This is a genomic window from Tenacibaculum sp. A30 (genome assembly GCF_051200845.1).
GTDB lineage: Bacteria > Bacteroidota > Bacteroidia > Flavobacteriales > Flavobacteriaceae > Polaribacter.
Genome location: NZ_CP195160.1, coordinates 2,183,060 through 2,195,960, shown reverse-complemented (window position 1 = coordinate 2,195,960; position 12,901 = coordinate 2,183,060). Strand labels below are relative to the sequence as shown.

The 12,901-nt window shown below is 32.9% G+C and carries 11 protein-coding genes; 4 read left to right on the top strand and 7 right to left on the bottom strand.

The features are described 5' to 3' along the window. The first annotated feature begins 6 nt into the window (after window positions 1–6). The 4 genes from ACR9ES_RS10525 to ACR9ES_RS10510 all read left to right on the top strand — a co-directional run bounded on the left by ACR9ES_RS10525 (window position 7) and on the right by ACR9ES_RS10510 (window position 3,740). Complete coding sequence (locus ACR9ES_RS10525) at window positions 7–1,272, top strand: mechanosensitive ion channel family protein (RefSeq protein WP_435254190.1); 1,266 nt, start codon at window positions 7–9, stop codon at window positions 1,270–1,272. After that, complete coding sequence (locus ACR9ES_RS10520) at window positions 1,265–2,332, top strand: ABC transporter permease (protein ID WP_435254189.1); 1,068 nt, start codon at window positions 1,265–1,267, stop codon at window positions 2,330–2,332. Before ACR9ES_RS10525 ends, ACR9ES_RS10520 begins: the two co-directional genes overlap by 8 nt. A gap of 134 nt (window positions 2,333–2,466) precedes the next feature. Next, window positions 2,467–2,928 carry an acyl-CoA thioesterase gene (locus ACR9ES_RS10515; RefSeq protein ID WP_435254188.1) on the top strand — a complete coding sequence of 154 codons (462 nt, stop codon included), beginning with the start codon at window positions 2,467–2,469 and terminating at the stop codon, window positions 2,926–2,928. A gap of 2 nt (window positions 2,929–2,930) precedes the next feature. Continuing rightward, window positions 2,931–3,740 (top strand): DNA/RNA non-specific endonuclease, encoded by an 810-nt coding sequence (locus ACR9ES_RS10510; RefSeq protein ID WP_435254187.1) that lies wholly within the window; start codon window positions 2,931–2,933, stop codon window positions 3,738–3,740. 2 nt (window positions 3,741–3,742) lie between these two features. Here the strand turns inward: ACR9ES_RS10510 and ACR9ES_RS10505 are convergent, their stop codons facing one another. The 7 genes from ACR9ES_RS10505 to ACR9ES_RS10475 all read right to left on the bottom strand — a co-directional run bounded on the left by ACR9ES_RS10505 (window position 3,743) and on the right by ACR9ES_RS10475 (window position 12,780). Then, window positions 3,743–4,705: a helix-turn-helix domain-containing protein gene (locus ACR9ES_RS10505; RefSeq protein WP_435254186.1), complete on the bottom strand. Its 963-nt coding sequence runs from the start codon at window positions 4,703–4,705 to the stop codon at window positions 3,743–3,745. Window positions 4,706–4,832: 127 nt separating this feature from the next. Continuing rightward, entirely contained in the window at window positions 4,833–5,405 is a 573-nt protein-coding gene (locus ACR9ES_RS10500; RefSeq protein ID WP_435254185.1) for a TetR/AcrR family transcriptional regulator, read from the bottom strand. 12 nt (window positions 5,406–5,417) lie between these two features. Then, window positions 5,418–6,833, bottom strand: a complete 1,416-nt coding sequence (locus ACR9ES_RS10495) for an efflux transporter outer membrane subunit (protein ID WP_435254184.1) — start codon at window positions 6,831–6,833, stop codon at window positions 5,418–5,420. A gap of 2 nt (window positions 6,834–6,835) precedes the next feature. After that, window positions 6,836–9,973, bottom strand: a complete 3,138-nt coding sequence (locus ACR9ES_RS10490; RefSeq protein ID WP_435254183.1) for an efflux RND transporter permease subunit — start codon at window positions 9,971–9,973, stop codon at window positions 6,836–6,838. Between the two features lie 20 nt (window positions 9,974–9,993). Continuing rightward, the gene (locus tag ACR9ES_RS10485; RefSeq protein WP_435254182.1) at window positions 9,994–11,121 is read right to left on the bottom strand and encodes an efflux RND transporter periplasmic adaptor subunit; all 1,128 of its coding nucleotides are present in this window, start codon (window positions 11,119–11,121) and stop codon (window positions 9,994–9,996) included. Window positions 11,122–11,131: 10 nt separating this feature from the next. Then, window positions 11,132–11,620, bottom strand: a complete 489-nt coding sequence (locus ACR9ES_RS10480) for a GbsR/MarR family transcriptional regulator (protein WP_435254181.1) — start codon at window positions 11,618–11,620, stop codon at window positions 11,132–11,134. Between the two features lie 119 nt (window positions 11,621–11,739). Beyond that, entirely contained in the window at window positions 11,740–12,780 is a 1,041-nt protein-coding gene (locus ACR9ES_RS10475) for an META domain-containing protein (protein ID WP_435254180.1), read from the bottom strand. Window positions 12,781–12,901: the final 121 nt, after the last annotated feature.

The following is a 12,901-nucleotide window of genomic DNA, read 5'->3' as shown; positions in this document are numbered from 1 at the left end:
ACTACTATGTTAAATAAGTTTTTTTATAGAATTTTTAAAGAGCATTTTTCTCTTTCTGAAACCACTTTAATATCCCTTAATCTTTTAGCAAACCTTGTGGTACTTACTCTATTAGGGTATATCCTTTTTAAGGCTTTCAGATACTTTGGTAGAAAAGCTATTCGCAAAATGGCGAATAAAACATCTACTACTTTTGATGATTTACTAATTAAAAACAGAACTTTTTTAAACTTAACAAGAATTATTATTTTCATACTGATTTATAATCTGCTGAAAGAAATTCTTGTTGATTTCCCTAACTTGTTTACCTACGCAGAACGTATTACGACTATCGGAATCATTTTTGCCATCATCTGGTTTATCCGTAGTATTTTATTAACGGTTAAAGATTTTTTACGCACCACCGAAGCTTTTAAAGACAAACCTTTAGAAAGCTATGTACAGATCTTTATGATTGTGTTATGGCTTATTGCAGCTATTTCGTCTTTTTCAGTTTTAACAGGTAAGCCTCTAATTCGTTTTTTAACTGCTTTAGGAGCTTTTTCAGCAGTTCTTTTATTAGTTTTTAAAGATACTATTCTTGGTTTTGTATCAAGTATTCAGGTAGCGGTTAACGATACTGTTAGAATTGGTGATTGGATTACTATGGAAAAATACGGTGCTGATGGTGATGTTGTTGAAATTAACTTAACTTCAGTAATTATTAGAAATTTTGACAATACCATTTCCAGCATTCCTACCTATTACTTAACATCCGATTCGTTTAAAAACTGGCGAACGATGAATAGTTCGGGGGGCAGACGTATTAAACGAGCTATTTTAATTAAAATAAACAGTATTCATTTTCTATCTGATGAAGACATCGAACGCTTTAAAAAAATTGAATTAATTTCTGATTACATTACAAAAAGCAGTGAGGAAATAAAAAAATACAATGAGGAACACAACGTTGATAAATCAGTCTTACTAAACGGTAGAAACCTAACCAATTTTGGAACTTTCCGAATTTATTTAGATCATTATATTCAAAATCATCCAAAAATTAACCAAGACATGTTGCTCATGTCTCGTCAACTAGAACCTACGCCTAATGGAATTCCGTTAGAAATTTATGCGTTTAGTAGAGAAAAAGTATGGCAAGATTACGAGCGTGTAATGGCGAATATTTTTGACCATATTTTAGCTTCTGTTAAATATTTTGATTTAGAAGTTTTTCAAAATCCGTCGAGTATTGACATCAATAATTTGAAAGAATTTAAAAAGAGTGAATAGTAACGCAAGCACATCTTTGTGGCAAATAGCCATCCAAAAATTTAAACGTAGTAAAACAGGAATGTTTAGCTTTTGGTTTATTGTTTTTTGTGGATTAGTAGCTGTTTTCTGCTATATTTTAGCACCAGATAACAGTAACTCCGCTAACCAAATGCATTTAGAAATTCACTCTAAGTCTCCTGGTTTTTCTGTTCAAATGTTGAGCATCCCTTCTGAAAGCAAAAGTCAGGAGTCGTGGTTTTCAGTTTTTATGAACGGAAAAGAACAATCGGCAACTGAAATTCCGATACAATCACACTCAGTTAAAAATAATCAACTAGAAGTAATTAAGTATGCAGATGGTTTGCCAAAGGACTTTCCTGCAGCTTACGAAAAATACATTCAAGAAAAAACATTTTACTTAGGCACCGATAAATACGGACGCGATTTATTGAGCAGATTACTAATCGGAGCTAGAATTTCGTTTTTTATCGGTTTTATCGCCGTTTTTATTTCTCTTGTCATCGGAATTCCTATCGGAGCTATCGCAGGGTATTTTGGCGGAAAAATAGACGATTTTATCATGTGGATTATCAACATTACTTGGTCTATCCCAACACTTTTATTGGTAATTGCAATCACATTAGCTTTAGGAAAAGGTTTTTGGCAAGTGTTTATTGCTGTAGGTTTAACTATGTGGGTAGAAGTTGCACGTGTAGTTAGAGGTCAAGTAATTACTACTAAACAACAACAATATGTTGAAGCCGCTAAAGCCTTGGGTTTTTCTGATTTTAGAATTATTTTCAAGCATATTTTACCCAATATTTTAGCACCAATTATTGTAATATCTGCTGCTAATTTTGCAGCCGCTATTTTGATTGAAAGCGGCTTAAGTTTCTTAGGTATCGGAGCACAACCTCCTACTCCTTCTTGGGGAGCTATGATTAAAAACCACTACAATTACATTATTCTTGGAAAGCCGTATTTAGCTATTATCCCTGGACTAGCAATCATGAGTTTAGTAATGGCATTTATGCTTATTGGAAACACACTTCGAGATGCTTTAGACGTGAAAGCTTAAAAATTTGTACTTTCGCATTCATCAATTATCACAAGGTATCACCATAAGTTGATTGATGAAAACTATTTATGTATTTCGAGGCAAGCCTCAGGGAGTTAACTCTTGGCTATCGCCCTACGATTAAAATTTTAGATATGAGTTTTAGTGTACAATTTAAAACACGATGGGCAGATTTTGATGCCAACATACACATGCGTCATACCGCATACAACGATTATGCAGCTGAATTACGTTTACGTTTTTTTAAGGAGCATACTATTACGGTTCAAGATTTTACAAAAGAAAATGTAGGACCTATTTTATTTGAAGAAAACACCAAGTTTTTAAGAGAAATTCACATGGGAGAAGATATTACTGTGAACTTAAAAGTTACAGGATTATCTAGTAAAGGTGAACGTTGGAAAATTCAACATGAAGTTTTTAACGAAGCTGGAAAACTATCTGCTATTATTACTGTTTATGGTGCTTGGTTAGACTTAGTGAAACGTAAATTAACAGTACCTCCTGCTAAATTTCAAGAAATTTTTAATGAAGTTGAAAAAACAGCAGACTTTAAAGAAATCGTATTAAACAAAGAGCTTATTTCAGATAAATAAAAATGAGTAATTCTAGGAAAATAAAAGTAGTTGTTACAATTATTGCTTTGCTTGTTGGCTACTGGTTACAGCAAAAAGAAGAGGTAAGCACCTCATCTCAATTTTCAACCGAAACAACTAAAAGTGAACCAAACAACTTTAATTATTTTCCAACTTCTACAACTGGGGCTATTATTAAACATAATGGCTATCAATTATCTTATAGTGAACAACACGAACAAGCTGAATGGGTTGCTTACACTTTAGATAAAAGTGATATTGTTTACACTAACTATAAACGTCCGTTTTTCATTGAAGACCCTAAAGTAAAAACCAAATCTGCTGATTGGAGAAATTATAAAAAATCTGGTTACGACAAAGGACATTTATGTCCTGCAGGAGATAGACGCGCTTCACAAAAAGCACATGATGAAACCTTTTACACCTCTAATATCTCCCCTCAAAATCATGAATTTAACGCTGGTATTTGGAACAAACTAGAACAAAAAACTCGTTATTGGGCTAAAAAATACAACCATTTATATGTTGTTACTGGTGGAGTTTTAGAACCTAACTTGAAAACTATTGGAAAGGAAAACGTAAGCGTTCCCAACTATTTTTACAAGGTTTTATTAGATTACACAGAGCCTGAAGTGAAAGCCATTGCTTTTTTAGTTCCACATAAAGACAGTAATAAACCTCTTTCTGATTTTGTAGTTTCTATTGATGAATTAGAGCAAAAAACAGGGATTGACTTTTTTCCTGAACTTCCAGATGATTTAGAAAATAAACTAGAGGCTTCTGCTAATTATAAAAACTGGAGTTTTAGGTAAGTTTATATGCTTACTTCGCTAGGTAAAATTCCGAAGTGATTTTTAAACGCTTTTGAAAACTGACTTAAATTAGAATAGCCCATTAAAAAACCTGTTTCAGACACAGAATAGTTACCTTGTTGAAGGGTTTCCATCGCTTTTTCCATTTTGTTTTTAAGGTGATATTTATACGGTGTTGTTCCTAAAACTTGTTTAAAAAGACGCTTAAACTTAGATAAACTCATTCCTGCAATACCTGAAAGATCGTTTAACAAAATTTCTTTTTCCGGGTTTGTATCTAACACCTTTCTTACCTTCATTAACTGCTGTAAATCGTTTGGATGTATGTTTTGCTTCCCTTCTTTTAAAGGTCTGTCTCCAAAACGAATAAATAAGTAATCGACAATTTGTATAATGTTAGAAATTGATGTTAACCTATTATTTTGGTTTAAATCAATTTTCTTTAATAACTCTTTGAGTTTATAATCTAAATTTTCTGATAAGTATATTGGGCTATTACAATTAAAAAAGCCTCGTAAACTATCATGATCGTCTAATACGTTTTTAAATAACCACTCTTTAGAAATGAGAATATTGAAAGCTTTTATTCTTTTGTTTTTAGGCAATAACGCTTTTGATGCAGTAGTAGAAGAACTCAATACCATATTTACATTTTCAAAACTTTGTTTAAACGTTTTTCCTTCTGCACATCTTATTATTTCTGTATCTGACAAATAGAAATCAACTAAAAAGAAATCATTTGTGCTTTTAGGAATTCGAAACAAACCTATATCCTCATGCAAAGTATAGTCTATTTGCTGCGCCCATAAACCTTCTTGCACTTCTATGTATTTTATCTTTCCTTCACCTAGTTCTTCCTTAAAAACAAGTTCCGTTTCTTTAATTTCTACAGGTAATATTTTACTTAATTCTGCAAAAAAATCTTTGGGTTGTGCAAGTTGATATTCTATTATTCTTTCCTTCATTTACTTACTAATCGTCTAAAACATCAAAAATAATTATTTTTAAATTATCATTTTTATCAAAAAAAAAGAAGTGCCATAAGTTTTAAAAACTCCATGACACTTCTCAAAAAACCACAAACTTATATCCCTATTTAGTGGTAGGTTTTAAAGAGTTTAAATTATTAACAATCATATATTCTAATAACACCTCTTTTGGATAATTGTCAAACAAATTATCAGCATCAAACAAACGACGTTCTAAATCACTTAAATATAACTTGCTAAATAATTCAAGGTCTACATCTGGTCTTATTTCTCCATTTATTTTAGCTTCTTCAAGCAACTTCATTATATCTGTAGAAACTACATCTATAGTAATTTCTTTGTATGCATCGTACGCATTAGGGTAGTACTTTCTTAATCCGAAAAGAAACGACGGTTTAAATTTTACTACATACTTAAAAATTACTTCGTAAATCGCTATTACTTTATCTAAAGCTGATTCATTAGAGTTAAGAATAGGTTCTACATCAATTTTAAACTCATTTATTAGCGCTTTGATACTTTCTATAATCAATTCTTCTTTGGATGAAAAACAAGTATAGATTGTCTTTTTGGATATTCCGAGTAATTCGGCTATTTCATCCATCGTAGTATGTTTACTACCAAAAGCTATAAATTTTTCTTTAGCTACATCGATAAGTTTTTTCCTATTACTCATAATAAAACGATCTTATTTCCAACCGCCTCCTAACGCTTCATATAAATTTACGACGCTTAACAACTGATTTAATTTGTTATTAATAACGTTTAATTCAGCATTCAATGCACTTTCTCTCGCTGTTAATAAATCTAAATAGTTTGCATATCCGTTTTTCAATAATTCTTCAGAATTTACTTCTGCTCTACGCAATGCTTCAACTTCATTTTTTCTATACTCGAACTTTTCTGTTTCTGCGTTATAATCGAAAAGTGCATTAGAAACCTCGTTACCTGCTGTTAACAATGTTTTCTTAAAGTTTAACAATGCTTGTTCTTGTTGTGCTTTTGCTACTTCGTGTTGCGTTCTAATTTTTCTTTGATTGAAAATTGGCTGAGTTAATCCGCCTACAATATTAGCAAACAACGAATTTGCACTTATCAACTCATCTAACTCTAAACTTTGGAAACCACCATTTGCAGTTACGGTTAACGATGGATAAAAGTTACTTTTTGCCACATTCGTCATTTCAAAAGCATTGATTAAGCCATATTCGGCAGCCATCACATCTGGTCGGTTGCTTAATAATGTAGCCGGTACTCCAAGGTTAATAGCCGCATTAAGCTCTTGCTGATCTAACTTACTTCTTTCAATAACTACAGAGGTTCTACCTAATAATAAATTTAACGTATTTTCTGTTTTGAAAATTGCAGCTTCTAAATCAACTTTTAAAGCTTTTGCTTTATTGTACTGAGCTATATTCTGATCGACAGCAACCTGTGTTACTTGTCCAGCATTTTTCAGTTCTTTAATGGTACTTACACTGCTCTCTCTAGTTTCAATAGTTTGTTCAGTAATTTCTAACTGCGCATCTAAAGCTATCAACTGATAATAGGTTGATGCTATAGCTGAAACCAACTTGGTTTTAACTGCTTGGTGAGCTGCTACACTTTGTAAATAACCTGCTTTTCCTGCTCTTTTGTTACTACGTATTTTTCCCCAGATATCTGCTTCCCAAGAAAGATTAGCTGCTAAACTAAACTGATCAAAATGATCGACATCTAAACCTGAAGCTTCTATTTGTCTTCCTGTCTGACTCCCTTTTGAAAAATAATTTCGAGATACAGATCCATCAGCACTTAAAGTAGGTAAATACCCTGCTTTACCTTGCTTCATATAAGCTTCTGCAGCAGCCATTTGTTGTATGGCTACACGAATATCAAGGTTATTTTGTAAACCTTCATCAATGTATTGCTTTAAATGAGCATCTACAAACATATCTCTCCAAGACACATCTGCCATTGAAAGACTATCTTGTGGTAAATTATCGGTACGATACAAGTGTTCTGTTTCTTTTAGCTCAGGACGTGCATAATCTTTTGCAACAAAACAACTTTGTAAGGTTGTAGCCATTACGACTACAACCAAGGTTTTATTTATAAACTTCATAATTAATCTTCTTTAGTTTCAATAACAGCTGGTTTACTTGATACTTTTTCTTGCAACCATTGGAAAAGGATGAATAAAATAGGAATTACAAATACTCCTAAAATTGTTCCAATTAACATTCCTCCTGCTGCACCCGTTCCGATTGAGTTGTTTCCTTCTGCTCCTACTCCTTTTGCTAATACTAACGGCATTAACCCTAAGATAAACGCAAATGAGGTCATTAAAATCGGACGTAAACGTGCTTTTGCTCCATGAATAGCTGCATCTACTATACTTTCTCCATGTCTTCTTCGCTGTACTGCGAATTCTACAATCAGAATCGCATTTTTTGCCAAGAGTCCTACCAGCATGATCAGTGCAATTTGGAAATAGATATTGTTTTCTAAGCCCATTACTTTTGTTGAGAAAAATGCTCCGAATACACCTAAAGGTAACGAGAAGATTACTGCTAATGGTAAAATGTAACTTTCGTATTGCGCCGCTAATAAAAAGTAAACGAAAACGATAACTAATAAGAAAATTACGACTGTTTGGTTACCTGCACTTACCTCTTCACGAGATAAACCAGAGTAAGCTACTTCATAATTACTTGGTAAGTTTTTAATTTCTTCATTTACAACAGCAATCGCATCACCTGTACTATATCCTGGGTTTGCTGCTCCGTTAATTTTTGTTGAGTTATATAAGTTAAAACGTGTTACCGATTGTGGACCATACACTCTTTTTAATTTTACGAACTGTGTAATTGGAGCCATTTCTCCGCTACCTGTTTTTATATATAATTCATTTAATGAATTCGCATCGCTACGATCTTCTGGCAATGCCTGAACATATACACGGTATTGTTTACCAAACCTTGCAAAATCTGCTGCATAAACTCCTCCAATGTATCCTTGTAAGGTTGAGAAAATACTACTTATCGAAACTCCGTATTTTTTAGCTAATGGTACATCAATATCTAATTCGTATTGAGGGTATTTTGTATTGAATGATGATTGACCGTACTGAATTTCTGGATGCTTCATCAAGTTACCAATAAACTGTTGCGTTGTTTTATCTAAATCTTCAAAGCTTCCTCCTGATTTATCTAACAAGTTTACTTCAAAACCTCCTGAAAGACCAAACCCTGGAATACTTGGTGGTGCAAAGAAAATGATATTAGCATCAGGAATTGTAGCTGCAATACCAAACAATTTACCAATAATAGCATTTGCTGATTGATCGTCTGCCTCACGTTTATCCCAATCTTCTAACTTCACAAATCCTAAACCGTAGTTGGTTCCTGCCCCACTAATTAAACTTCTACCATTAATTACAGTTACCCCTCTAACACCTGGAATATCTTTTGCTTTCTTATATAACTCTTGTGTAACCACATTTGTTCTATCCATAGAAGCACCTGCTGGTAACTCTACATTCATAAAGATGATTCCACGGTCTTCACTAGGAACAAATCCTGTAGGCGTTGTATTAGCTGCCCACCAAATTCCTACTCCTGAAAGAACTAACATTAATCCTGTTATCCATTTATTTTTGTACAAGAAGGCTAATGATCTTCCGTAACGCTCTGTAGTAGCATTGAATCCTGCGTTGAATCTATCATAAAACTTTTGTAAAAAGCTTTTGTTTTCATCTTCATGATCATCGTGTCCTTTTAAGAATAAAGCACAAAGTGCTGGACTTAATGTTAATGCGTTTACTGCTGAAATTAAAATTGCCACAATAAGCGTAATACCAAACTGCTCGTAGAATACTCCTGTTGGTCCTTGAATAAACGTTACAGGAATAAATACCGCAGCCATTACTAAAGTAATCGAAATAATTGCTCCTGAAATTTCATGCATCGCATCTAATGTTGCTGCTTTTGCATCTGTAGCTCCTTCATCTATCTTAGCATGCACCGCTTCAACAACTACAATTGCATCATCTACCACAATACCAATTGCTAATACTAATGCGAATAATGTTAACAGGTTAATCGAATACCCGAATAAGTTTAAGAAAAAGAACGTACCTACAATTGCTACTGGCACTGCAATTGCTGGAATTAACGTTGAACGGAAATCTTGTAAGAAAATAAATACTACTAAAAACACTAATAGGAAAGCTTCTATTAACGTATTTCTTACCTTGTTCATCGAAGCTGTTAAGAAGTTATTCGTATCATAGTTAATCTCGTATTTGATTCCCTCTGGAAAATCTTGAGATAAACGATTTAACTCTGATTTGATGTTCTCAATAATTTCTTGTGCGTTAGACCCTGCAGTTTGATAAACTCCCATGTTAACACTAGGATATCCTTCAGTAAAACCATACGAATCGTATCCTTGAGAATCTAACTCAATCTTAGCAACATCTTTTAATCGTAAATACTCTCCGTTATCTAATGCTTTTATAATGATATTCTCGTACTGATCTTCCGTTTTAAAACGTCCGCTATACTTAATGTTATATGAAAATGCTTGTCCGTCGTTTTGCCCTAATGAACCTGCAGAAGCCTCTAAACTTTGCTCTCTTAAAGCTGCTGTTACTTCTGTTGGAACTAAATTATACGCCGCTAACTTCTCTGGTTTTAACCATATACGCATTGCGTAATCTTGATTAGAGAATACGTTTACATTACCTACCCCATTTACCCTTTGAAGTGCTGGTATAACGTTAATTTTTAAATAGTTTTGAACAAAAGTTGCGTTATAATTTTCGTTTTCAGAATATACTGACAAGAACATTAACGCCGATGTTTGTTGCTTTTGCGTTGTTACCCCTGTTTGAATTACCTCTTGTGGTAATAAAGGGTTGGCTCTAGCAACACGGTTTTGTACGTTTACCGCCGCAATATCCGGATCTGTTTTTTGATCAAAATATACAGTAATGTTTGCTGTACCATTATTGGATGCAGAAGAAGTCATATAAGTCATTCCTTCTACCCCATTAATTTGTTCTTCTATGGGAATGATAACACTTTCTAAAATGGTTTCAGCACTCGCACCAGGATAAACTGCGTTTACCTGAATGGTCGGAGGTGCAATATCTGGATATTGTTCAACAGGTAAAGTTGTGTACCCTAAAACACCCAGAATAACTATGATAATCGAAATAACGGTAGATAGTACCGGTCTTTCTATAAATGTTTTTAACATAATTTTACTGATCTAAAATATTATTGAAATAGGGGTTTAATAGGCTTTACAATACTATCGAAAGCTACCTTTTGTGGTTCAACAGGCATTCCGTTTCTTAATTTACCAATACCTTTAACTACAATTAAATCATCCTTTTTTATACCTGACCCAACAACATATAACATGTCGTTTTTATCTTTAACAGTAATTAAAGTTGAGTTTGCTGTATTATTTTCTCCAACGCTATACACGTACGTTTGTCCTTGTTGCTCATAAGTAGCTGATTGTGGAACTACTAAAGCTTTTTCATACAATTTAGGTATTTTAATTGTACCACTATTTCCGTTAGTTAATAATCGGTTAGGGTTATCAAAAACTGCTCTAAAACTTACAGTACCTGTTTTAGCATCAATTTGACCTGTAACAGTTTCAATCGTTCCTTTTTCTTCATAGGCTTGTCCGTTCGCTAAAACCAACTCAACCTTAGGAAAATTCTTAATTTTTTCTTGAAGTGTTTTACCCTCTGTTTGTTGAAGAAAGTTTAAGTATTCTGTTTCATTCATAGAAAAGTATGCAAACACTTTTTGAATACTTGCCACGGTAGTTAACGGTTTTGCACTAGTAGCACTTACAAGTGAGCCTTCTCTGTAAGGAATTGCTCCTACATAACCATCAACAGAACTTCTTACTGTAGCATAACCAATATTTGCCACAACACTATTATAAGCACTTTTAGCTTGCGCTAATTTTGCTTTTGCTGTTTCTAACTGAACTGAACTTATAATGTTTTTTTCTACTAAAGGCTTTAGTTTTTCTACCTCAACCTGAGCTGCGTTAACATTTGCTTTTGCTGCTCCAGCATCTTGACTTAACGATTGCGTTTCTAGTTTGAATAAAGCTTGACCTTTTCTTACTTTTTGACCTTCATCTACCAACACTTTTTGGATATAACCAGAAACTTTTGCTCGTACTTCACTATTAACAGTACCTTCAATAGTTGTTGGATAACTTGTGTATGCTGTAACATTTTTTTGAGGAACAGCTATTACAGCTAAAGGCAATGCTCTTTGCTGATTAGGAGCTTGTTGTTGCTCTTTTTTACAACCTGTAAAAGCCATAGCAACAATACCAAGCATGGTAATACCGTATATTCTTGTTTTTCTCATTTTTTTATTATTAGTGTTTGTGGTTTACAATTGTTTCTTTTAATTTGGTGATAGATGAAATTGCTCCATCTAAAAACTCTATGAAATTATCGTGAAAACCTAATTCAAATTGGTTCTCTTCTTCTAAATTTTCATTAGCTTCTTCTTTATAAGCCTTAATCTCTATATGTAATTGCTTCTCTCCTTTCCATTCTTCAACCATATCACTAATTCCCTGAAGCATAGTATCTTTATTTAAAACAAAATACTTTTTTCTATCTCCTGTTTTAGTAAAATAAGTTAACTTCTTTAAATCTTGCAGGTGATTAAGGTGTGTTGAAATGGTACTTTTACTCGCGCAAAGACCCGACACCAAATCTTCGAAAGTTGTTCCTTGTTTTCCTGTTAAAATGATATGCGAAAAAATTCTTGCCGCCACAGGAGCCATTTGTTCTTTTTTTTCTAAAAAGATCCCCAACTTTTCAACTAATTCACATTTTTTCTTTTCTACTTTATTCATCTTCATTAAAAATTTACTCTGCAAAAATAAGTTTAGTTCGGAACAAACCGAACTAAACGAAGTTAAAAAATTGTTAATTCCTTTTTTAACAAAAATGATATGTATTAATTTTTAGTGTTTTACTTCACCATTTTTAAAAATGAAAGTGTCTCTACTCCTTCTTTGTTATAGAACTTTAACGAATTATCTTCCATTTTAAAGCTAACAGAATTCTGTAACATTTTAAGATAATCAGCACCGATTTGCATATCTCTACACATTTTTTGTGTAGCTGCAATGTGTCCAATTTCAATTTTGTCTTCTGATATTTTATTAATCAGAGCTGTATAATCGTTACATCCATTATTTCCAGACAATCTCATTTCTTCTAATGAAATTTTTATACGAGGAGTTTTTACCATTCGATTAATTGGAGCACCTTCAATTCTAGCTGCAATCCAATCTCCATCTATCAAAGCTTTTGATTCCTTTTTAGCTAATTTTGTGAAAGATACGATTTTTTCTCCTTCTTTAGTAAAGAAAATCAAGTTGTTACCTTTTATCAAATAAGTGTTAATTTCTCCTAAAGCTTTGTTATAACTGTTAGCAACATCCATTTTAAAACACATTTTTCTTGTCGTTGCCACAGCTCCTAACGTTAAACTTTGCGACGTAGCATTCGTTATTTGAGCCGTATAATTATTACAGCTATTGTTTCCAGAAATTCTGTTTTTATTTAAGTCTATTATTAAACTCGGTATGCTTGTTTCTTCATTCAATTCTTTTCCATACAAGCTAGTAACATTCCATTCTCCTGCTAAATGAGTTCTGATATCTAATTGATTTTCTATTGTTTCAATAAGCGTATATTTTAAACTAGAAGCATCGGCAGGCACATCTTTAGGGTTTAATCGCTCTACTTTTACTTTTATTTTTTGAAGGGTTCCTTCTTCAAAAGTAAATCCTTCGATAGGCGCATAAAAAAGCTTCCAATCCGCCTCTGCAATATTATTTCCTTTATAAATATTTAAACAGTTCATTTTACCAGCACCAGCACTACATTCTGTTTTTATACCACTTACCCAAAACACTTCTTCTGTACTTCCTGTATTCTTTAAACTACCACATGATTGCAACACTAATGAAACAATTATTGCCAAAAACAAACTCACTTTTTTCATCTTACTTATTTTTTATTTACAGTATTCATAATCTTTACAAAATTAATCCTCGAAAAAATACACAACTACTCCTTAAGGATTATCAATTACCCTCAAACGTTCAAAAAGTAAGCCAGTCTGT

What these genes read in the sequence shown, in the direction of transcription:
- ACR9ES_RS10510 (WP_435254187.1), top strand. Translation starts at nt 2,931, where the DNA reads ATGAGTAATTCTAGGAAAATAAAAGTAGTTGTTACAATTATTGCTTTG.
- ACR9ES_RS10515 (WP_435254188.1), top strand. Translation starts at nt 2,467, where the DNA reads ATGAGTTTTAGTGTACAATTTAAAACACGATGGGCAGATTTTGATGCC.
- ACR9ES_RS10505 (WP_435254186.1), bottom strand. Translation starts at nt 4,705, where the DNA reads ATGAAGGAAAGAATAATAGAATATCAACTTGCACAACCCAAAGATTTT.
- ACR9ES_RS10525 (WP_435254190.1), top strand. Translation starts at nt 7, where the DNA reads ATGTTAAATAAGTTTTTTTATAGAATTTTTAAAGAGCATTTTTCTCTT.
- ACR9ES_RS10480 (WP_435254181.1), bottom strand. Translation starts at nt 11,620, where the DNA reads ATGAATAAAGTAGAAAAGAAAAAATGTGAATTAGTTGAAAAGTTGGGG.
- ACR9ES_RS10485 (WP_435254182.1), bottom strand. Translation starts at nt 11,121, where the DNA reads ATGAGAAAAACAAGAATATACGGTATTACCATGCTTGGTATTGTTGCT.
- ACR9ES_RS10495 (WP_435254184.1), bottom strand. Translation starts at nt 6,833, where the DNA reads ATGAAGTTTATAAATAAAACCTTGGTTGTAGTCGTAATGGCTACAACC.
- ACR9ES_RS10490 (WP_435254183.1), bottom strand. Translation starts at nt 9,973, where the DNA reads ATGTTAAAAACATTTATAGAAAGACCGGTACTATCTACCGTTATTTCG.
- ACR9ES_RS10475 (WP_435254180.1), bottom strand. Translation starts at nt 12,780, where the DNA reads ATGAAAAAAGTGAGTTTGTTTTTGGCAATAATTGTTTCATTAGTGTTG.
- ACR9ES_RS10500 (WP_435254185.1), bottom strand. Translation starts at nt 5,405, where the DNA reads ATGAGTAATAGGAAAAAACTTATCGATGTAGCTAAAGAAAAATTTATA.